25 protein-coding genes and 1 pseudogene are annotated in these 19178 nt (G+C 69.3%); 10 read left to right on the top strand and 16 right to left on the bottom strand.

Annotated features, from left to right (window positions below):
* Positions 1–4: 4 nt before the first annotated feature.
* Complete coding sequence (locus ACWCO2_RS01635; RefSeq protein ID WP_450125748.1) at positions 5–406, bottom strand: PaaI family thioesterase; 402 nt, start codon at positions 404–406, stop codon at positions 5–7.
* Positions 403–1122, bottom strand: a complete 720-nt coding sequence (locus ACWCO2_RS01630) for a 3-keto-5-aminohexanoate cleavage protein (protein WP_450125747.1) — start codon at positions 1120–1122, stop codon at positions 403–405. The genes ACWCO2_RS01635 and ACWCO2_RS01630 overlap by 4 nt, the downstream gene beginning before the upstream one ends.
* A gap of 99 nt (positions 1123–1221) precedes the next feature.
* On the opposite strand from ACWCO2_RS01630, the gene ACWCO2_RS01625 reads away from it, so the two are divergent.
* Positions 1222–1788: a hypothetical protein gene (locus tag ACWCO2_RS01625; protein ID WP_450125746.1), complete on the top strand. Its 567-nt coding sequence runs from the start codon at positions 1222–1224 to the stop codon at positions 1786–1788.
* Between the two features lies 1 nt (position 1789).
* On the opposite strand, the gene ACWCO2_RS01620 is transcribed toward ACWCO2_RS01625, so the two are convergent.
* Both ACWCO2_RS01620 and ACWCO2_RS01615 read right to left on the bottom strand, forming a co-directional pair.
* Positions 1790–2422, bottom strand: coding sequence for a response regulator (locus tag ACWCO2_RS01620; protein ID WP_450125745.1), 633 nt, complete (start codon positions 2420–2422; stop codon positions 1790–1792).
* Positions 2422–3639 (bottom strand): sensor histidine kinase, encoded by a 1218-nt coding sequence (locus ACWCO2_RS01615; protein ID WP_450125744.1) that lies wholly within the window; start codon positions 3637–3639, stop codon positions 2422–2424. Before ACWCO2_RS01615 ends, ACWCO2_RS01620 begins: the two co-directional genes overlap by 1 nt.
* Positions 3640–3853: 214 nt before the next feature.
* Here ACWCO2_RS01615 and ACWCO2_RS01610 point away from each other — a divergent pair, with 214 nt between their 5' ends.
* On the top strand, positions 3854–4921 hold the full coding sequence (locus tag ACWCO2_RS01610) for an ABC transporter permease (protein ID WP_450125743.1): 1068 nt from the start codon (positions 3854–3856) through the stop codon (positions 4919–4921).
* Positions 4918–5601, top strand: a complete 684-nt coding sequence (locus ACWCO2_RS01605) for an ABC transporter ATP-binding protein (RefSeq protein WP_450125742.1) — start codon at positions 4918–4920, stop codon at positions 5599–5601. The genes ACWCO2_RS01610 and ACWCO2_RS01605 overlap by 4 nt, the downstream gene beginning before the upstream one ends.
* A gap of 45 nt (positions 5602–5646) precedes the next feature.
* Here ACWCO2_RS01605 and trpS read toward each other — a convergent pair whose 3' ends face one another.
* The gene (gene trpS / locus ACWCO2_RS01600; RefSeq protein WP_450125741.1) at positions 5647–6699 is read right to left on the bottom strand and encodes a tryptophan--tRNA ligase; all 1053 of its coding nucleotides are present in this window, start codon (positions 6697–6699) and stop codon (positions 5647–5649) included.
* Between the two features lie 198 nt (positions 6700–6897).
* On the bottom strand, positions 6898–7644 hold the full coding sequence (locus ACWCO2_RS01595) for a GNAT family N-acetyltransferase (RefSeq protein WP_450125740.1): 747 nt from the start codon (positions 7642–7644) through the stop codon (positions 6898–6900).
* A 233-nt stretch (positions 7645–7877) separates the two neighbouring features.
* Between ACWCO2_RS01595 and ACWCO2_RS01590 the strand changes: the two genes are divergently transcribed.
* Positions 7878–8714 carry an SDR family oxidoreductase gene (locus ACWCO2_RS01590; RefSeq protein WP_450125739.1) on the top strand — a complete coding sequence of 279 codons (837 nt, stop codon included), beginning with the start codon at positions 7878–7880 and terminating at the stop codon, positions 8712–8714.
* Between the two features lie 87 nt (positions 8715–8801).
* On the opposite strand, the gene ACWCO2_RS01585 is transcribed toward ACWCO2_RS01590, so the two are convergent.
* Positions 8802–8924: a hypothetical protein gene (locus ACWCO2_RS01585; protein WP_450125738.1), complete on the bottom strand. Its 123-nt coding sequence runs from the start codon at positions 8922–8924 to the stop codon at positions 8802–8804.
* Positions 8925–9169: 245 nt separating this feature from the next.
* On the opposite strand from ACWCO2_RS01585, the gene ACWCO2_RS01580 reads away from it, so the two are divergent.
* The 3 genes from ACWCO2_RS01580 to ACWCO2_RS01570 all read left to right on the top strand — a co-directional run bounded on the left by ACWCO2_RS01580 (position 9170) and on the right by ACWCO2_RS01570 (position 11390).
* Positions 9170–10414 (top strand): MFS transporter, encoded by a 1245-nt coding sequence (locus ACWCO2_RS01580; RefSeq protein ID WP_450125737.1) that lies wholly within the window; start codon positions 9170–9172, stop codon positions 10412–10414.
* A 132-nt stretch (positions 10415–10546) separates the two neighbouring features.
* A complete protein-coding gene (locus ACWCO2_RS01575; protein ID WP_450125736.1) occupies positions 10547–11086 on the top strand; it encodes a phenylacetaldoxime dehydratase family protein in 540 nt (179 codons plus the stop codon).
* 37 nt (positions 11087–11123) lie between these two features.
* Complete coding sequence (locus tag ACWCO2_RS01570; RefSeq protein ID WP_450125735.1) at positions 11124–11390, top strand: YdeI/OmpD-associated family protein; 267 nt, start codon at positions 11124–11126, stop codon at positions 11388–11390.
* An 8-nt stretch (positions 11391–11398) separates the two neighbouring features.
* Here the strand turns inward: ACWCO2_RS01570 and ACWCO2_RS01565 are convergent, their stop codons facing one another.
* Both ACWCO2_RS01565 and ACWCO2_RS01560 read right to left on the bottom strand, forming a co-directional pair.
* Positions 11399–12040 (bottom strand): LysE family translocator, encoded by a 642-nt coding sequence (locus tag ACWCO2_RS01565; RefSeq protein WP_450125734.1) that lies wholly within the window; start codon positions 12038–12040, stop codon positions 11399–11401.
* A gap of 90 nt (positions 12041–12130) precedes the next feature.
* On the bottom strand, positions 12131–12805 hold the full coding sequence (locus ACWCO2_RS01560) for a DUF899 family protein (RefSeq protein WP_450125733.1): 675 nt from the start codon (positions 12803–12805) through the stop codon (positions 12131–12133).
* Between the two features lie 820 nt (positions 12806–13625).
* On the opposite strand from ACWCO2_RS01560, the gene ACWCO2_RS01555 reads away from it, so the two are divergent.
* Positions 13626–14612, top strand: coding sequence for a malate dehydrogenase (locus ACWCO2_RS01555; RefSeq protein ID WP_450125732.1), 987 nt, complete (start codon positions 13626–13628; stop codon positions 14610–14612).
* 68 nt (positions 14613–14680) lie between these two features.
* Here ACWCO2_RS01555 and ACWCO2_RS01550 read toward each other — a convergent pair whose 3' ends face one another.
* Positions 14681–14971 (bottom strand): hypothetical protein, encoded by a 291-nt coding sequence (locus ACWCO2_RS01550; RefSeq protein WP_450125731.1) that lies wholly within the window; start codon positions 14969–14971, stop codon positions 14681–14683.
* A 6-nt stretch (positions 14972–14977) separates the two neighbouring features.
* On the opposite strand from ACWCO2_RS01550, the gene ACWCO2_RS01545 reads away from it, so the two are divergent.
* Positions 14978–15517, top strand: a complete 540-nt coding sequence (locus ACWCO2_RS01545) for a GNAT family N-acetyltransferase (RefSeq protein ID WP_450125730.1) — start codon at positions 14978–14980, stop codon at positions 15515–15517.
* Between the two features lie 4 nt (positions 15518–15521).
* Here the strand turns inward: ACWCO2_RS01545 and ACWCO2_RS01540 are convergent, their stop codons facing one another.
* From ACWCO2_RS01540 to ACWCO2_RS01515, 6 genes and pseudogenes are all read right to left on the bottom strand, one after another.
* Positions 15522–15914, bottom strand: coding sequence for a VOC family protein (locus ACWCO2_RS01540; protein WP_450125729.1), 393 nt, complete (start codon positions 15912–15914; stop codon positions 15522–15524).
* Positions 15915–15942: 28 nt separating this feature from the next.
* Complete coding sequence (locus tag ACWCO2_RS01535; protein WP_450125728.1) at positions 15943–16401, bottom strand: GNAT family N-acetyltransferase; 459 nt, start codon at positions 16399–16401, stop codon at positions 15943–15945.
* A gap of 76 nt (positions 16402–16477) precedes the next feature.
* A pseudogene (locus ACWCO2_RS01530) lies at positions 16478–16807 on the bottom strand (amidohydrolase family protein); the annotation flags it as partial.
* A 284-nt stretch (positions 16808–17091) separates the two neighbouring features.
* Complete coding sequence (locus ACWCO2_RS01525) at positions 17092–17355, bottom strand: amidohydrolase family protein (RefSeq protein ID WP_450125727.1); 264 nt, start codon at positions 17353–17355, stop codon at positions 17092–17094.
* Positions 17356–17930: 575 nt separating this feature from the next.
* Positions 17931–18461 (bottom strand): hypothetical protein, encoded by a 531-nt coding sequence (locus ACWCO2_RS01520; RefSeq protein WP_450125726.1) that lies wholly within the window; start codon positions 18459–18461, stop codon positions 17931–17933.
* Between the two features lie 32 nt (positions 18462–18493).
* On the bottom strand, positions 18494–18664 hold the full coding sequence (locus ACWCO2_RS01515; RefSeq protein ID WP_450125725.1) for a hypothetical protein: 171 nt from the start codon (positions 18662–18664) through the stop codon (positions 18494–18496).
* Between the two features lie 100 nt (positions 18665–18764).
* Between ACWCO2_RS01515 and ACWCO2_RS01510 the strand changes: the two genes are divergently transcribed.
* Positions 18765–19175, top strand: coding sequence for a RidA family protein (locus tag ACWCO2_RS01510; protein WP_450125724.1), 411 nt, complete (start codon positions 18765–18767; stop codon positions 19173–19175).
* Positions 19176–19178: the final 3 nt, after the last annotated feature.

Raw genomic sequence — 19178 nt, 5'->3', positions numbered from 1 at the left:
GCCTTCAGGCGCCAAGCACGGCTTGGGTTTGGGTCGTGTGGCCGATGCGGCGGCCGGTGTCGTCGAGCAGTTCGGTTTGCGCGGTGATGCTGGTGCGGCCGACGTGCAGTGGTCGGCTCACCGCGTGCAGGGTGCCTTCGCGCAGGGCGCGGAAGAAGTTGGTCTTGGACTCGGTGGTGGCGGTGGCTGCTCCGTCGGGCAGGTTGAGGTAGGCGCAGATCGCGCCGGCGGAGTCGGCCAGGGTCATGAGCGCTCCCCCGTGCAACGCTCCCCCTGCGGTGCAGTGCTGGGGTGTCCAGTCCAGGTGGGCGCGGACTTCCTGCGGGGTGGCGGTGCTGATGCGCACGCCGAGGGCTTCGGCGAAAGGCATCAAGGCGATCAGCTGCTGTTGGTCGGTGCTGGTCACGGTTCCCCTTTGATCAGTGTGATGGCGGCGGTGACGAGTTCGGCGTTGTCGGCGGCGATCTGCCCGTTGGGCAGCCCGAGGGTGTCTTCCAGGCCGATGCGGGAGGCCAGACCTCGACGGGCGGCCACGGCCAGCACGGGCCAGGCTCCGGCGGCTTCGCCGTGCAGCAGGATCGGTGCGGGCGCCGGGTGCAGGCGGGCCAGCAGCGTTTCGGCGGTGGTGGCCGCTCCGCGGGCGGTGAGGTCGGTGACCTCGGCGAGGATGCGCAGCACCCGATTGCGGTGTGGGGAACGCTGGAACTGCTGGTCGGCGTCGGTACCGGAGTAGATGCCGGCTTCCACGCCGATGCCGCGTTCGAGCAGGACGGTGGCGACGTCGTCGGCGCCGGGTTCGTGCCAGTTGACCGAGGCGTGGTCGGGCAGCACGGTCCAGGCGCGGATGGCTCGGATGCGGGCGGTGGCGTCCGGGGCGGTCCAGGCTGCGGTGGTGACGCCGACCGGGATGCCGGGTGCTGCGGCGCGCACCGCGCGCAGGGCGGCAGCGACCAGGTGTGGGTCGAGGCTGTCGGTGCCGTCGGGGGCTTTGGGGTGCAGGTGGATGTCGGTGGCCCCGGCGGCGACGGCATCGGCGGCGGCTTTGGCCAGTTCCTCCGGTCGCACGGGCAGGTGGAAGTGCTCGCGTGGTGACCGGGCGCCGTTGAGGCAGACCTGCAGCATGGCCTGATTCTCCCCTGGTCCGGCGGATCCGCGGAAGTTGACGAACCCGTTTCGTGATCATCCGGCGAGTGTGGTGGGGGCGGCGGTTAGCGTGGATGGGTGTTGAGCAAACGGATCCTGCGGGGTGTGGCGGCCGGTGAGATCACCGAGGCCTACCTGCGCTGGCCCAGCCGGTTGGCCGAACCGGGCAGCCAGTTGAGCACGACCGTCGGGCTGATCAGCATCAGCGACGTGGATCGCATCGACCCCGCTGGGCTCACCGATGCCGATGCGCGGCGAGCTGGGTTCGGTTCGGCGGCGGGATTGCGGTCGTCGCTGGACAAGCACGGCCGGGGCGAGGTCTACCGCCTTGCGCTCACCTTCAACGGCCCTGCTCCGCAACCAGCGCAGCCGCCGGTGGTGCTGGGCGGGCGTGAGCGGGCCGCGATCGACCGGCAGCTGGCTCAGCTGGACGTGTCGGCTCCGCGTGGCCCGTGGACGCGGGAGGTGCTGGAGGTGTTGCGGCGGCAGCCGGGAATCCGCGCGGCGGAGCTGGCCTCCGAGCACAACCGGCCGGTCTCGCGCTGCAAATCCGACGTGTGGCGGCTGCGGGAACTCGGCCTCGTCGAACCGGTGGAGGCCGGGTTCGGGCTCTCCGCGCGCGGGCGCAGCTACCTCGACGGCTGACTCAGCGGGGGCGGATGATGCCGCGCTGCAGAGCGGTGGTGATGGCCGCGGTGCGGTTGTCGACGCCGAGCTTGTCGTAGATGTGCACCAGGTGGGTCTTGACGGTGGCTTCGCTGATGAACAGTGCTTTGGACAGTGCCCGGTTGGACATGCCCTGCGCCAGCAGCTGCAGGATCTCCACCTCGCGGGGACTCAATGCGGGTTGCGGGCGGCGCAGGTGCCCCAGCAGACGAGCCGCGACACCCGGGGCCAGCGCGGTCTGGCGTTGGGCAGCCAGCTGCACGGCCTGGCACAGCTCTTCGGGCGGGGCGTCTTTGAGCATGTAGCCGGTGGCGCCGGCTTCGACGGCGGTCAGGATGTCGGCGTCGGAGTCGTAGGTGGTCAGTACCAGCACCGGTGGCCCACCATCAGCGGTGATGCGGCGGGTGGCGCTCACCCCGTCCATGCCGGTGGGCATCTGCAGATCCATCAAGACGATGTCGACCTCGGTGGTGGCCAGGGCGTCGAGGGCGGCTTGCCCGTCGGTGGCTTCGGCGACCACGGTCATGTCCTCGCGGTCGTCGAACATCGCGCGCAGGCCGCGCCGCACCACGGGGTGGTCGTCGACGAGCAGGATGCGTAGTGGATCGGCCATCACCGGATCTCCTCGGGGGTCAGGGGCAGCCGGATCGCCACCGCAGTGCCGTCGCCAGGTGCGGACTCCACCGCCATCGACCCGCCCAGCGCGGTGACGCGTTCCCGCAGGCCGGTCAGCCCGTAACCACTGCCCTCCGCGGTCGGGCGCACCGTCGTGGGGTCGAATCCGGTGCCATCGTCGTAGATGTCGAGGGTGACCTCGGTGTCGAGGTAGCCGAGGGTCACCACCGCCGTGCCGGCGTGGGCGTGCCGGGCGACGTTGGACAGACTGGCCTGCGCCGCGCGCAGCAGCGCCACCTCGTAGCTGGAGGGCAACGCCACCGGTGCGCCGTTGGTGTGCAGATGGCAGTCGAGCTCGGTCTCGCGGGCGGTGTTGGCGCACAACCGCTCCAGCGCCTGCGGTAGACCGGCGTCGCTGAGCGAGGGCGGGCGCAGGTCCCGGACGAAACGACGGGCTTCGTCGAGGTTGTCGGCGGCGGTGCGGTGGGCTTCGGTGATGCGGGCGCGGGCCTTGTCGGTTTCGGGTGGCAGGGCGGATTCGGCGGCGCGCAGCAGCAGGACGATGCTGGACAGGCCCTGGGCGAGGGTGTCGTGGATTTCCCGCGCCAGACGTTCGCGTTCGGCGGCTACCCCTGCCTGGTGCTGGGTGGTGGCCAGCTCAGCGCGGGTGCGGGTGAGGTCGTCGATGAGGTCTTGGCGGCGCTGGCTCTCGGCGTAGATGGCCGCATATCCCCAGGTGATGACCACGGCGACACCGGATCCCATGATCGGGCCGAGTACCATGCCCACGCTCCACGAGCCGGTGTGCCAGCCTTGGGCGGCCACGACGAGCACGGTTACGACCACCACCGCCACCAGCGCGTGCCGCCCGCGCAGCAGGTGCAGGTGCAGGAAGAACAGCGGGAACGCCAGCCAGGAGAAGTCCGGGCTGATGACCAGCAGCCCCGCCCAGACCGCGGTGACCACCGCCAGCCAGCTCATCGCCAACCATCGGCGATGCAAAGCAGGACGCAGCAGCGCGCCGGCACCGTAGACGGCCGTCAGCAGCAGGGCTCCACCCGTGGCCAGCCAGCCGATCAGCCCGGTGGGCTGGGGCAGCCAGGCCCGCGTGGTGGCGATGACCAGCAGCAGCAGGAAGCCGGCGTGGAAGGCCAGGCGCACCAGCCGCAGGACCGTGGCCAGGCCAGGACCGGGCGAGGAGGACCTGTCAGGCACGGCCGAAACACTAGTTGCTGTCCCCCGCTCATCCTGCACAGCGCTCACCAGGACCTTTCTAGTCATCGCGAGCACGGCCCGGCATCGTTCGTTCGGTTGAGTTCGAGCTGCACCTGGTGGTGGTCGGCGAATCAATCCGAGCTGCGATGGCAGCAGCGTCCGAGGCGGCGAAGCTGGAAGCCGCAATCGACCACAACCGGAAAGCAGAACACCTGTGTTCCTCGCCATCCGCGACATCCGCTTCGCCAAGGGGCGGTTCGCTCTCATGGGTTCGGTGGTCGGGCTGATCACGCTGTTGATCGTGCTGCTGTCGGGGCTGACCGCGGGCTTGGCCCACCAGTCCACCTCGGCTATCACGCAGCTGCCCGCCACCCACATAGCCTTCGGCGCCGCCACCGGGCAGGCACCGGAGAAGTCCTTCGCCGACTCCACCATCACCCAGGACCAGCTGGGCGCCTACCGCGACTCGCCCGGTGTGCGGTGGGCCGAGCCGCTGGGCATCACCCAGACCCGCCTGGACACCCCTGCTGGGAGTGCCGCCGCCACCATCTTCGGGGTGCAACCGGGTGCGGGCTTGGCCCCCGCCGACGTCGCACCGGGATCGGTGCTGGTCAGCCGTGAACTCGCCGAGGACAACGGGCTGAGCGTGGGGCAGCACGTGCAGGCCGGGACCGAGCAGTTGACCGTCAGCGGGATCGTTGAGGACACCTACTACAGCCACACACCGGTGGCGTGGACGACGCTGGACACCTGGTCGCAGCTGCGGCCGCCCAGTGCTGATGCCGCAGTGGCCACCGTGATCGCCGCAGAACTCGCCGATCCGGTGGCTGCCGACACCGCTGCCGGGACCGCCTCGGAGACGGTGGCGGGCAGCTTGTCGGGTATCGGTTCCTACTCCTCCGAGCACGGGTCGCTGCTGATGATGCAGAGCCTGCTGTACGCGATCTCGGCGCTGGTCATCGGTGCGTTCATGACCGTGTGGACCATTCAGCGCAGCGGCGACATCGCCGTGCTCAAGGCTCTGGGTGGTGCGACCGGGTACCTGCTGCGCGATGCACTGGCCCAGTCGGTGATCGTGCTGCTGCTCGGTACCGGGCTCGGGGGCGCGGTGGGTGTCGGTTTGGGTGCCGCCGCCGCGCAGGTCGTGCCGTTCCAACTCACCGCTGCCACGACCGTGCTGCCCGTCGCGTTGATGATCGTGCTGGGCATGATCGGTGCCGTCCTGGCGGTGCGGCGCATCACCTCCGTCGACCCGCTGACCGCGCTGGGAGCTGCCCGATGAGTCTCGTGCTGACCGATCTGCGTGTGACCTACTCCGATGGGGATCGGGTGCTCACCGCCTTGGACGAAGTGAACCTGCGGGTGGACGCCGGGCAGCTGGTGGCCGTGGTGGGCCCGTCGGGCTCGGGCAAGTCCAGCCTGCTGGCTGTGGCCGCCACCCTGTTGCGCCCCGACTCCGGCCGGGTCGTCATCGACGGCGTCGACGCCGGTGGACTCTCGGCCGCCGGTCGCGCCCGGCTGCGGTTGGACAAGGTCGGCATCGTCTTCCAGCAACCCAACCTGCTGGCGTCGCTGACCGCCGTCGAGCAGATCCTGGCGGCCCACCACATGCGTGGCACATCGGTGCGCCAGCAGCGGCGCGCCGCTGCTGAACTGCTGGCTGCTGTGGGGCTTGACGGCAAGCAGCACCGCCGCCCGCACCAGCTCTCCGGAGGCGAACGCCAGCGGGTCAACATCGCCCGCGCGCTCAGCGGCCAACCCTCGGTACTGCTGGTCGACGAACCCACCGCCGCACTCGACCACGACCGCGGCCGCCAGATCGTCGAACTGCTCGCCGACGTCACCCGCCAGCACCAGGTCGCCACCGTCATGGTCACCCACGACACCGAGCACCTCGAGCACGCCGACGAGGTCGTGGAGATGCGCGACGGGCGACTGAGCATGCTGAGCACCCACCGCTAACCCGCGTGGTGCCGCCGGATGACCTGGCGGCACCACGCCGTGCGGTCAGTAGCAGGTGCCCATCGCCTCGCGCACCTCCGACAGGGTCTCCTCGGCCAGGGCGTTGGCCCTCTCGTTGCCTTGACGCAGGACCTCGCGCAGGTGGGTGCGGTCGGTTGCGAACTCCGCCCGCCGTGCCCGCAGCGGCGCCAAGTGCTCGTTGACCGACTCGGTGACCACCTTCTTCAACAGTGCCGCACCACCCGAGCCGATCTCCTCAGCCAGCTCCTGCGGATCCCGCCCGCTGCACAACCCCGCCAGCAGCAGCAAGCTCGACACCTCCGGGCGGGCCTGCGGGTCGTAGGTGATGTGACGCTGCGAATCGGTCTTCGCGCCGCGGAGCAACCGGGCCGTCTCATCGGCGGTCGACGACAGCAGGATCGCGTTGCCGCGGCTCTTGCTCATCTTCGTCCCATCAGTGCCCAGCAACAACGGCGCGGACGACAGCAGCGCCTCGGGCTGCGGGAACAATGGGCGGTAGCGGTCGTTGAAGCGGCGCGCGATGGTGCGCGTGAGCTCCAGGTGGGGCAGCTGGTCCTGTCCCACCGGCACCAGGTTGGCCTTGCAGAACAGGATGTCGGCGGCCTGGTGCGCGGGATAGGTGAACATCAGCCCGCTGACCGCAGCCTGCCGCGAATGCGTGATCTCGTCCTTGACCGTCGGGTTGCGGCTGAGCTCGGAGACCGACACCAGGCTCAAAAACGGCAGCAGCAGCTGGTTGAGCGCCGCCACCGCGCTGTGGGTGAAAATCGTGGCCTGCTGCGGATCGATACCGGCCGCCAGGTAGTCCAGCACCAGGTCCTCGACCCGCTGCTCCAGGTGTTCGGCAATGTCGCGGTCGGTGAGCACCTGGTAGTCGGCGATGATCACCATCATCTCCACGCCCTGGTCCTGCAGCCGAACCCGGTTGTGCAGGGTGCCGAAGTAGTGGCCCAGGTGCAGCAGACCGGTGGGGCGGTCGCCGGTGAGCACCCGGAACTGCTGGGGCTGCTGCTGGATCAGTTCCTCCAGCTCAGCGCTGCGCCGCGCGGCTGGGGCCGTTTCGATCAGGCTGGTCATGGTTCTCCCGAACTCCCTTCGCTGGGCCTCGGCCGAAAGCCCCGCTGGGATCGTGGAAGAAACACGAAAAAGGGCCGTTCAACCGAACGGCCCGAATTGATGTCGTGCACACTTGGCGGCCGCTCCTAACCGGAGCGCCACCAACCCTGACACGAACTGCGAATCACGCCCGCCACTGTAACACCTCGTGTCGTGCGGTCAGTCCAAGGCGAACGTCATCGACGTCTGTGCGGTGGTGAAACCGAGCTGCTCATAGCGGCGCTGCGCGGTGTTGTCGAGGGTGACCGCCAGCCCCATCACCAACCAGCCCTGCGCCGCGGTGAGAGCCAGCGCGCGGCGCAGCAGGATGCCGCCCAACCCCGCGTAGGCAGCACCGGGACGGCGGAACACATCCCCGATCCAGGCCGTGCCGTTGAAGTCGTTGACCACTAACCCCGCCACCACCTCGTCGTCGCCGTCGACGACCAGCGCGCTGGCCTCCAGCACCGGACCCAGCACCCGACCGCTCAACAACGGCTGGATCATCTCGGTCAGCAACTGCTGATCACTGCCGTCGATCCAGTCGGGATGCCCCGGCGGGTAGGCCTCGCGCCACGCCGGCAGCACCGCGCTGGCCGGACGATCACACGGCACCACCCGCAGCGGCGCCTCCGGTACCACCTCGGCCCACTGCGGTGGAGGTGGATCGTCGCGCAGGTCGCGGTACATCGTCGCCGCGTGGCGCACCCTGCGCGCACCGGTCTGCAGCAGCTGCTCGCCGAGCTGTTCGGAGACGCCGACCCGCCAGCCGGGCAACTCCGCCGAGAGCACCTCGCGCACCGCCGGGCCGCTGGCCTCCAGCACTCGCGCCAGCCGAGGCACACCGATCACCGGCGCGTAGGACACCGTTGTGGTGTCCTGACGCAACACCACAACACCGTCCGCAGCACCGTCTTCGCGCAGCACCCGCCAATGTCTACACCGCAATCCCCGCCCCATGCAATGGGATTTCCGCGCCCACCCAACAACGTTGACGCCCACGCCCGCGACACTAAGATCAACAACATCATGAAGAACTGACCCCGGCCCGAGGCTTTCCGCGACCAGCTCGCGTCGAACAACACCCGCCGCGGCTCGACGGCGGGGTGTGGGCCACCCCGGACCTGCACGCCGGTCACATCAACTCCAGAGAGGGCCTTGTGCCGATAGACCCCCGCCTGCGCGACCGCGTCGCCCTGATCACCGGCGCCAACAGCCCGCTGGGCATCGGCGCGGCCATCGCCCGCGCCCTGGCCCGCCAAGGCAGCAAAGTCGTGCTCGCCTCTCTCCCCGAAACACCCCTGAGCACAGCGATCATCGGCGCGGACGCCACCTACGGCAACGCCAAGGCCACCGACACCGACCACGTGCGCGACGCACTGCGCGCCGACGGAGCCGACGCCGAATCCCTGGCCATCGACCTCGCCGACCCCGCAGCCCCGCGAACGATCTTCGATCACGCCGAAACCGTCTTCGGCCCGGTGGAGATCCTCATCAACAACGCCGCGCATTGCGTGCCCGACACCTTCCAACCCGAGCCGGTGCGCGGACTGGTCACCATCGACGCCGCCGGACTCGACGCCCACCACGCGGTCAACACCCGCGCACCCGCGCTGCTGATGGCCGAGTTCCACCGCCGCCACCTGCGCCGCAAAGCCCGCTGGGGACGCATCATCAACATCTCCACCGACGCCGCCTCCGGTGCCGCCGACGAGATCTCCTACTGGGCCACCAAGAACGCGCTGGAATCGTTGAGCCGCTCGGCCGCCATCGAACTCGGCCCCACCGGCACCACCGTCAACATCATCTCGCCCGGCCCGGTGCAAACCGGCTGGCTCAACGACGATCTCGCCGACCGCGTCGCCGAACTCAGTCCCCTGGGCCGCATCGGACGCCCCGACGACATCGCCGACCTGGCCGTCTTCCTGGCCTCCCACCAAGCCCGCTGGATCACCGGCCAAACCATCTACGCCGGCGGCGGCAAACGCATGCTCTGAGCTGGAGTTCGTGGTGCTGCCCGGCCTTTCGCGCGGGCAGCACCACGAACTCCGCCGCTGTTCACCGGCGGATCGAGATCAGGCCTCTCACTCGCGGAACCAGCCGGCCCGGAACACCGGGGCATCCCCGGCCACCGCGCGCTGACACCAGTCCGCGACACCCGCACCCACTTGCTCGGGTGTGAGCTGCGAGGTGTCCAGAACCGTCATCGCCCACTCCGGGCCCGGCCCGCGACCGACCCACCGCTCCCAGCGCATCTCGGGCCAGGAATCGGTGGTGACTGCCTCCGGAACGTGCCCGGGATCAGTGGCAGGACTTGGGACCCGAGTCAGCTGAGGCGGAAGAAGAACTGTGCTGCATATAGGGCGCAACCGGCGAGGATCTCCACTGATTTTCCCGACCGCCTCAGAAAACCTGAATGTTGAGGGGGCAAGCACTTGCTACCGTCCTGATCATGACGCGACTGGCCGATGTCGGTGACTACCGCAGGTTCTGGACCGCATCGACCACCTCGATCTTCGGCGCCTACGTCACCAGCCTCGCCCTGCAGATCCTGGCCGCGGTCACCCTGCACGCCACCGCCACCGAACTCGGGCTGCTCAACGCCGCCCGCTGGCTGCCCTACCTGCTGCTGGGCCTGTTCGTCGGCGTCCTGGTCGACCGCTACCGCAGCAAACCCATGCTGGTCGGCGCCGACCTCGCCCGCGCGGCCCTGCTGTGCGCGATCCCGATCCTGCACGCCACCGGGCTGCTCACCCTGCCGGTGCTCATCGCCTTCGCCGCCCTGCTCGGCGTGCTCTCACTGTTCTTCGACGCCGCCGACCAGGCCTTCCTGCCTCGCCTGGTGCCGGTGGAGATGCTGACCTCGGCCAACGCGCGGCTGGAACAATCCCACGCCGTCGCCCAAACCACGGGGCCGCTGCTGGCCGCCGCGCTGGTCAAAACGATCGGCGCACCGCTGGCCATCCTCGTCGACGCGCTGTCCTACCTGATCTCCGGTGTGCTGCTGGCCCGCATCCGCACCCGCGAGAACGCCGCACCCCGCGCAACCCGTCGCAGCGCGCTCACCGAACTACGCGAAGGAACCGCCTGGGTCTACCGGCACCGGATGCTGGCACCCCAGTCGCTGGCCGGGCACCTGTGGTTCCTCGCCCACAGCATGCTCACCACCGTCTTCGTCCTCTACGTGCTGCGCGCCCCCGACGGACTGGGCCTCAGCGAATTCCAGCTCGGCATCACCTACGCCTGCGCCGGAGCCGGGGCGTTGCTGGGCGGAGCGCTGGCCAACCGCAGCGGCCAACGGTTCGGCGCGGGACGCACCGTGGTCACCACCCGCCTGCTCATGCCGCTGCCGTGGCTGCTGGTGCCCCTCACCGGCCCCAGCCCGGTGGCGATCGTGGTCCTGGGGGCCTCGCAGCTGTCGTTCTGGGTGCTCATGGGTTTGGAAGGCCCCAACGAGATGGCCTACCGACAAGCCATCACCCCGGAACGACTGCAGGGCCGGGTGAACACCACCATCCGCTCGCTCAACCGCAGCGCGATCGTCATCGGAGCTCCCCTCGGCGGGCTCATCGCCGACGCCGCCGGCTACCGCGTCGCACTGTGGGTCGGCATCGGCGGTCTGATCGCCTCTGCCGCCGTCCTCACCGCCTCCCCGTTTCGCCACGCCACCATCCCGACCTCGGTACCCGCGACCTGAACCTGCGCAGGTCGACGGGCCGGGGCTCGTCGAGCAGAATGATCACAACGCGAGCACTGGCAGCATCCGCCCGTGCCACCGGCACTTCGACGTGGCGTGCCATTTCCACTTCCCGCCGACCACGACACCAGCGTGACCGGAGATCCCGCGCAGCACCTGACGACCACGCGCACGCAGCCCAGCAGCCTCAAGCCCGGCTGGACGCCGTACCCCTCCTACGTCGCGAGATTCCAGCCGCACGTAAACCGCGTCGCCATGGCCTACCTGGGCGCGCAGTACCCCGGTGACGGTCCGCCTCCGGAACCAGTTCGCGCCGCACTCACCGATCTCGCCGCGGCCTGCGCGACGCCCGACGGTCCCAGCCACACCGATCGGGCCAGCTACCTCGACGAACGCGGCTACACCACCCTCGTCACGATCGCCTACTGGGACGACATGACCCGCTACGACAGCTGGTTCACCACGGCCCGCGAGAGGTGGCTCGGCGACCACCACATGAGCTGCGAAGCCATCTTCGGCGCGGCGATGCGGCACCTGTCGACCCTCGGTTCGGCCGCGCGACTGCGGCTCTACCACGAGGTCACAGTGGCAGCAGCCGAGGAACAGCACTTCGAGTACCTCGGCTGCCACCCCGACACCGGCCTGCTCGCGGTCGCCCGGACCGCGACGTGAGCCGCCAGGTTCGACGCCTGCCAGCTACCGTGGCCTGGTGAACAGCCAGCCGGTGCCCGGCGGAGTGGTGCACGAACTACCTGCCGATCTACGCGAAGCGTTGATCGAGAACGCCACCGCGCTCGACGCGTGGAACGACATCACGCCCTTGGCCCGCAACGAGTTCATCTGCTGGGTCGAGGACGCCAAGCAGGAGAAGACCCGTCAGCGCCGCATCCGCCGGACGCAGGAGGAACTGGAGGAAGGTCAGCGCCGCCCCTGCTGCTGGCCGGGGTGCAAACACCGCGAGCGCACCGGCAGCTAGGCAGGAGCTCAGGCCGGGCGGGCGCGAGAGGTCAGCAGCTGCATCGCAAGACCGGCCAGCACCGTGCCCATGAAGTAGCGCTGCACCCGCAGCCAGCCCGGCCGCCGCGACAACAACGACGACACCGATCCCGCGGTCACCACGATCAGCGCGTTCACCGACACCGCCACCACGATCTGCACCACGCTCAACACCAAGCTCTGCGCCGCCACAGCACCCCGTGCCGGATCGACGAACTGCGGCAACAGCGACACGTAGAGCACCGCGATCTTCGGATTGAGCAGGTTGGTCACCAATCCCATCGCGAACAACCGGCCCGGACCGTGCTCGGGCACTTCCGCCGAGGCGAACACCAATACCCCACCCGGCCGCACCGCCTGCCAGGCCAACCACGACAAGTACGCCGCACCGGCGACCTGCACGGCCGTGTAGAGCGCGGGCACCAGCGTGAACACCGCGGCGATACCTGCCGAGGCGGCCGCGGCGTAGACCAGGAAACCCACGGCGACACCGGCCAGCGACACCAGCCCGGCACGGCGACCCTGCGTCAACGACCGCGACACCAGGTAGAACATGTTCGGCCCCGGGGTGAGCACCAGCCCCAACGCCACCACCCCGATCCCGGCCACCGCACCAACACTGACCACCACGCACCTCCACACGTTGCGCAGGTGACGCTAAGCGGCCCCATCACCAGCACGAACGGCCAATTCCACGGAACTGGCCTTCGGCGCAGGGAGTCATCCGTAGGTCGGGTACTGCGGCCAGCCTTCGGGGCTGTCCTCCCAGTCCTGCTGGCGCCCGTAGACGGTGCGGTCCATGAAGTGCGCCACCGGCAACACCGCCTCGGTGCCACGAGCCGTGGTCATGTACGTCAGGTACGGCTTGCCGTCCTTGAGCAGGTAGTAGGAGTAACCCGGCCGCAGCTCCTCGCCGCCTTGCTCGTCCGGCCGCGTCCAGCCCCAGTCGTAGTGGTAGGAGGTCTGCCCGGACGAGACCCACAGGTGCGGCCAACCCCGCTCGGCGCGCCAGGCCTCGAGCTTGTCGATCGGTGCCTGCGAGATCATCGCGAACGCGATCGCCTCGTCGAACAGCCGCTGCATGGTGGCGGGCAGGTTGTCCACCGCCCACGTGCAGCTCGGGCACCCCAGGTCCCAGTCAGGGCCGAACATCACGTTCTGCACCACCAGCAGGTACTTGTCGCCGAACAGCTCGGTCAGCCGCACCAGGCCGTCGGGGCCGGTGAACACGTAGTCGTCCACCTCGACCATCGGAAGACGGCGGCGACTCGCCGCGACCCGGTCGTTGTGCCGCGTGACTTCCTTCTCCGCCGCCACCTGCTCCGCCAGCGCTGCGTCGAATCGCTCGCGGCCGACGATCTCCGGAGCGGCATGCGGCTGATCCTGCTTGGTCACGGTTCCGCCTCCTATCGGTGATCTACCAGGCCGTGCACAAGGCCCACCAGCTCAGACCGCGCAACCAGCGCGAACTCATCGCCGCTTCTGCAGCTCGTTGGGGATGCCCACCGGACGGTGTCCAGGATTTCCCATCCGATGAACAAAAGCGCTGGTCAGGTTCGCGAAAACACCCGCGCTGTGGCCAACGTCTGCGGCGACAAGCTCGAAGGAACGAATCTCTTCTCTGTACGCCCAGCCCGCTCCGCCCGAGCTGGACCGAACGATGGAGGACCTCCACAACGAGGTGAACGCTGCCTTCGGCGAGGAAACCCAGTCCCTGATCGCCACCCTCGGACCACCGGACGCCGGCGTCAGCATTGCCAAAAACGGAGTGCCAGTGCCTCACCAGGAGCGACTACTGCTGGATGGGCTGCCTCGGCAGCAAGGACTGCAAGCGGGTGGGCGGATGCGGAGCCGGCCGGCTCTACACCTGCAACGGATGGTGCGAAGGCCCCTGATCCGGGTGTGCTCGCGACACCGCCGCCTGATGGCCGACGGGACTCCCGGACCCGCCGACGATCGGGCACAGCTAGGTGGATTGCCCCTTGAAGCGCGTTCCGACCGGCCGTCCCTCGCGCACCACCAGCGGTTTCACCCGAACAACCCCAGGTGTGGTGCTAGGGCAGCGCAAGTCACCCCGGGCGTGGTGATCGTCGGCGGGCTGAATCGGTCCTGCGACTTGTCCACTGTGATCCGTGGCGTGCCCGCCGCAGCGCTTCGGCGCTGGCGATAGCATCCGAGCTAGGCAATCACCCGGCGAGCAGGAGAACGAAACCTCATGACCAAAGCTCCCGTCACCGTGACCGTCACCGGTGCGGCCGGTCAGATCGGCTACGCGTTGCTGTTCCGGATCGCTTCCGGTCAGCTCATCGGGCCCGACACCCCGATCAAGCTCCGCTTGCTGGAGATCCCGCAGGCGGTCAAGGCGGCCGAGGGCACCGCGATGGAGCTCAACGACTGCGCCTTCCCGCTGCTGGAGAGCATCGACATCACCGACGACGCGCGCACCGCCTTCGACGGCACCAACGTCGCGCTGCTGGTCGGCGCCCGCCCGCGCGGCAAGGGCATGGAGCGCGGTGACCTGCTGGAGGCCAACGGTGGCATCTTCAAGCCGCAGGGCGAGGCCATCAACGCCGGCGCCGCTGACGACGTGCGCGTGCTGGTGGTCGGCAACCCGGCCAACACCAACGCGCTGATCGCCCAGGCCCACGCGCCGGACGTGCCGGCCGAGCGGTTCACCTCCATGACCCGGCTGGACCACAACCGGGCGCAGACCCAGCTGGCGCAGAAGCTGGGCGTGTCGGTCTCCGACATCAAGAAGCTGACGATCTGGGGCAACCACTCCGCCACCCAGTACCCGGACCTGTTCCACGCCGAGGTCGGCGGCAAGATCGCTGCCGAGCAGGTCGAGCAGTCCTGGCTGGCCGACGAGTTCATCCCCACCGTCGCCAAGCGCGGCGCGGCCATCATCGAGGCCCGCGGTGCCTCCTCGGCGGCTTCGGCGGCCAACGCCGCGATCGACCACGTGCACACCTGGGTCAACGGCACCCCCGAGGGTGACTGGACCTCCGCCGGGGTCGTCTCCGACGGCTCCTACGGCGTGCCGGAGGGCCTGATCTCCTCGTTCCCGGTCACCGCCCGCGACGGCAAGTTCGAGATCGTGCAGGGCCTGGAGATCGACGAGTTCTCCCGCACCCGCATCGACGCCTCGGTCAACGAGCTGGTCGAGGAGCGCGACGCGGTCCGCGAGCTCGGCCTGATCTGAGCCCACGCTGTGGGGCCGCACCTCGATACAAGAGGTGCGGCCCCACAGTGCTTCCAGCGCCTGTTCTCCTAGGACGGGCTCGCGAAAACCGGGTAGTGGTCCGAGAAGTCGGTGTAGGTGTAGGTCTGGCCCCACGAAGTCACCGACCACTCCGGCGAGTGCACCGCGCGGGTCTCGTTGACCCACTCCTGCGGTCCGTGCCCGGTCAGCGGGAGTACGTGGTCCAGCCGCCGACTCGGTGAGTCCGGCGCCTGGTCGGCCGCGACCGAGTTGGTCGCCGGGTCGTAGGTCCACGATCCAACCCCCAGACGTGCCGGGATCAAATCCTGTTGCCACCGCACCCGCCGGACCAGCAACATCGACCCATGGACCACCCCGCTGAGGAGATCACCCTGGACACGGCGGTGCTGCGTCGATGGCGCACCAACGACCTCGACGAAATGCACCGCGTGGTCAACCAATCCCTGCCCCACCTGCGCCCGTGGATGCCGTGGGCGGCCGGGGACTACACGCTGGAGGTCGCCACGCAGTTCCTGCGGGACTGCCGCCGCAACTGGCGCACCGGCAAGGCCTTCACCTACGCCATCACCGTCGACGGCGCCATCGTCGGCTGCATCAGCCTCGAACGCCGGATCGCTTCCACCGGCCTGGAGATCGGCTACTGGCTGCACCCCGACCACACCGGCCGCGGCCTGGCCACCACCAGCGCCGCCGCGCTCGTCGACCAAGCATTGGCCCTGCCCGACGTCGACCACGTCGAGATCTGGCACGACGCGGCCAACGCCGCCAGCCAGGCAGTCCCGCAACGCCTCGGCTTCACCTGCGTCGACCGCCGCACCCCGACCCGCGCCCCTGCCAGCCCCGGCGAAGTCGGCATCGACGTCATCTGGCGCCTGACCCGCTGAACACTCAGGTCCCGGTCGGGCGCTCACCCATCCGGGCGGGCTGCAGCAGCGAAATCACGTTGCCATCGGGATCGGTGAACGACGTCGCGCGGCCCCACGGCATCTCCTGCGCGTCCCCGGCCTGCACTCCCGTCGCCCGCAGCTCGACGACATCAGCCTCGACGTCAGAGGTGTGGAACTGCAGGTGCACCGGACCGTTGAGCTCGCGACCGGCCACGGGGAAGTCCACCAGCACCACCCCGCTGGGTGAGCCGGGCGGGGCGACCATGACGAATCGGCCGTGCGGTCCGGTCACGTCGGCCACCAGCTCGAAACCGAGCACGTCGACGTAGAAGGCGCAGGCCTTGGCCTGATCGTCCACTGGAACGGACACGAACTGCAGACGAGAGATGTGCATGACGACACGGTAAACCGATCGCGCGCACCTACAATTCGAACGCGAAGTGCGGCCGTGACCAGGTGATCTCCCCCTCCGGGGGCACCGTGCCGACCAGCTGGGCACCCACCGACCGGTAGAAGCCCTCCGACGGCGGGTGCGACACCACGTGCAGCCGCTTCAACCCCCGCGCACGCGCCTGCTCGCAGGCGTCGGCGAACAGCAGACGCCCGATGCCGAGGCCTTGTGCCGCGTCGTCGACGAACAGGAAGTCGATCTCGCCCTCACCGGTGGTGCCGCGCCCCGGAACCATCACGGTGTGAAAGCCCAGCGTCCGCCCGTCCTCATCGCGGGCCACCCGCACCAGGTGCTGTGCGAGGTAGTCGGCGTCGAGACCCGGCTCGGCCACCATGGCCCGGTAGTGCCCGTCGTAGGCGCTGCTGGTGCGCACGATCCGCGTCAGCTCCTCGGTGTCGCCGATCGTCGCGTCGTCCACGTTCGTCGTCATGGAACGCAGTCAACACCACCCCACGACACCGACCGCAGTCCGGTAGCAGCACCGCTTCCAACGTTCCACAGTGGATTCAAAGCCAGCTGCGGGTGCAGTCGCCGCCCGCGCTGCGCCACACCCGGTCGGCGACCTGCTGTACCGCATCGACGCCGACCATCGGGTCACCGCCGCGGCGGTGCGCCACCTCGCCGCCGATGATCGTCTCGATCACATCGGCGCTGGTCGCGGCGAAGGCGACCACGTCGCGCACCGTCGACAGCCGGCCGTCCAGCACCGGTCGCAGCCCTGGCCGGTCCAGGTCGTGCACCGCCAGATCGGCGCGCTTGCCGACCTGCAGGCCGCCGCGATCGGCCTCGCAGCTCATCACCTGTGCACCACCGAACGTGGCCAGCTCGATCACCTCGCCCCGCGCAACGCGCCAGGGCTACGACGCCGGCGGGCAGGAGTAAGTACCAGGAGCCGACCAGGGCGCTGGTCGGCTTGCATGCCACCGCCTTCGTCAGCCGGTTCGCGGCGGCCGGGTCTGTTCCGGGGAACGCTCGGCAAGTCACGGGATTGCTGCGGGCATGGCGGAGTGTTGAGCCATCGTGCCTGTTCCCGTACGGCGTCAGGCGGGTGTGTGGCCACACGGCGGCTGCCCGCCACGGAGGACGTGGCGGGCAGCGGTTGTTCGCTGGGAGCGGGTTTCTATGAGGCCGAGAGTGTGGTGCGGGTGCCGCGGCGCCACACGTCACGCAGGTTGAGGGTGTCGCTGATCGTGGTGGTGGGGTCGCCGTCCACGAGCAGCAGGTCGGCCCGCAGGCCCTCGGCGATGCGGCCACGGTCCTCCAGGCCGAAGCGACGTGCTGGGGTAAGGGTCGCCGCGCGGAGGGCCTGGATCGGGGTGAGGCCGTCCTGGACGAGGTACTGGAGCTCCTGGTGGACGCTGGCACCGTGGACCACACCGCCCATGAACGGCAGTGGCAGGGGGCTGCGTCGGTGCCCGCCATCAGGTCGGCGCCAGCGTCGTGCAGGGCCTTGACCGATGCCAGGACGTCCTCCAGTTTGCCTTGCGGGTAGCGGTTGTAGCTGCTGTTCATCCAGGCGCCGTCAACAGACCTCCGCTGCCGCCAGTTACGTAAGGCCACCGTGCGACCGGGCCCGCCATGCCCGCGTCAGCAGGCCGCTACCCCATCGCCTCCGACTCCGTCATGCGCGGCGCCATGCGTCATCACGCACGAGACCTCTCCATCTGACAGGCGGGCCAGGCTTGGAGTGTCGGCAAACAATCGTTTGACGACAGGTGCGACCGACGTCCAATGAACCCGCACAATCCGAGGGTTCGCGGCGGCTCGAACCCAATCGGATCCGATGCTGATTGATGACAGGTAGGGGCCGATCCTCCGTACGGAAGGGGCCCTCGGTGGCGAACCTGGTCTACAAGCGCGTCTCGACCGACCAGCAGTCGACGGCCCGGCAGAACCTCGTCCTTCACGAGGCCGGGATCGAGGGCCGCTCCATCGCCGCCCTCGCCCGCGACCACGACGTCAGCCGCGGCGCCATCCGCACCGCCATCGCCGACCTCCTGCCCGAGTACACGGCCGCCGTCCCGGACACCTCGACCCCGGAACTGCCGGTTGTCCTCGACATGCCGCGTGGCGTTCGCGTGTCTCGCTGACGTGGCTGTGCACCCGCACCCCGAGCTCACCGGCCCAGGTGGCCAGCTCGCCCAGCGCCTCGTCGGTGTTGTGCGGGTCGTTCTCGTTGAGCCCGGAGAGCATCATCTCGGCCCCGGTGTCACGCACCCGCGCCAGGGTCTCCCGCCAGCCGGGCTCACCGGGCAGCACCGCGACCACGCAGGGAAGTCCCAGTTCAGCGGCCTGCAGCGCGGCGATCTCGGGGTCGAGGTACTCGTGCAGGCAGCCGAAGGTCGTGCCCGAGCCCATGGTCTCGGCCAGGGTCAACCTGGCCCCGATCTCCAGCGCCTCGCGGTCGCCGCACAGCACTTCGTAGAGGCGCTCGATGAGCGGGCTGCGGTCGTTGTCGTCGATGGTGATCGAGGCGAACGCCGTGCGCATCAGCACCGGGGTCGGGTGCAGGTGAGCGTTGATCAGCCCAGAGACACCACCCTCGTGGGCCGCGCTTGTTGCCGGGTGCTGCGGTCGATGCGCGTGATGCGGCCGCCGGTGAAGGCGATGTCACCGACGAACGGTTCATCACCGGCGCGCCCGCTGATCACCCACACATCCCGCAGCACCCGTTCCACAACCAGTCCTCTCATCGACTGACCACGCAACCAGACTATTGCGACGATCAACCGATTTTCCCGCCGGCGAAAGCCGATTCCCGGGAACGTGCGTGAAACGCGGTAGCGTGGTGGCGTGCCCAGCCCGATCCGCCTGCTGCGCAGCGCAGCACTGTCCGATGTGGCCGAATACGCCTACGGCGCCGTCGTGCCACCCGATTCCCACCTGGTCTTCGCCGCGGGAGCCTGCCCGCTCGACGCCGATGGGGCGACCGTGGCGGTCGGTGATTACGCCGGCCAGGCGCGCCAGATGATGCGCAACCTCGAAACCGCCTTGGCCGAAGCGGGAGCCGCACTGTCCGATGTGGTCAAGACGACCGTCTACGTGGCCAGCAGCTCCCAGCAGGACCTGGTCACCGCCTGGGCAGTGGTGCGCGATTACTTCGGCGACCACGACCCGCCCAGCACCCTGCTCGGCGTGACGGTCCTGGGCTACGCCGACCAGCTGGTCGAGATCGACGCGCTGGCCGCCCTGCCCTCCGACTGATCC

It is taken from the genome of Saccharopolyspora sp. NPDC002376, assembly GCF_053593195.1.
The sequence above is the reverse complement of the archived record's forward strand: the minus strand, read 5'-3'. Positions and strand labels throughout refer to the sequence as shown.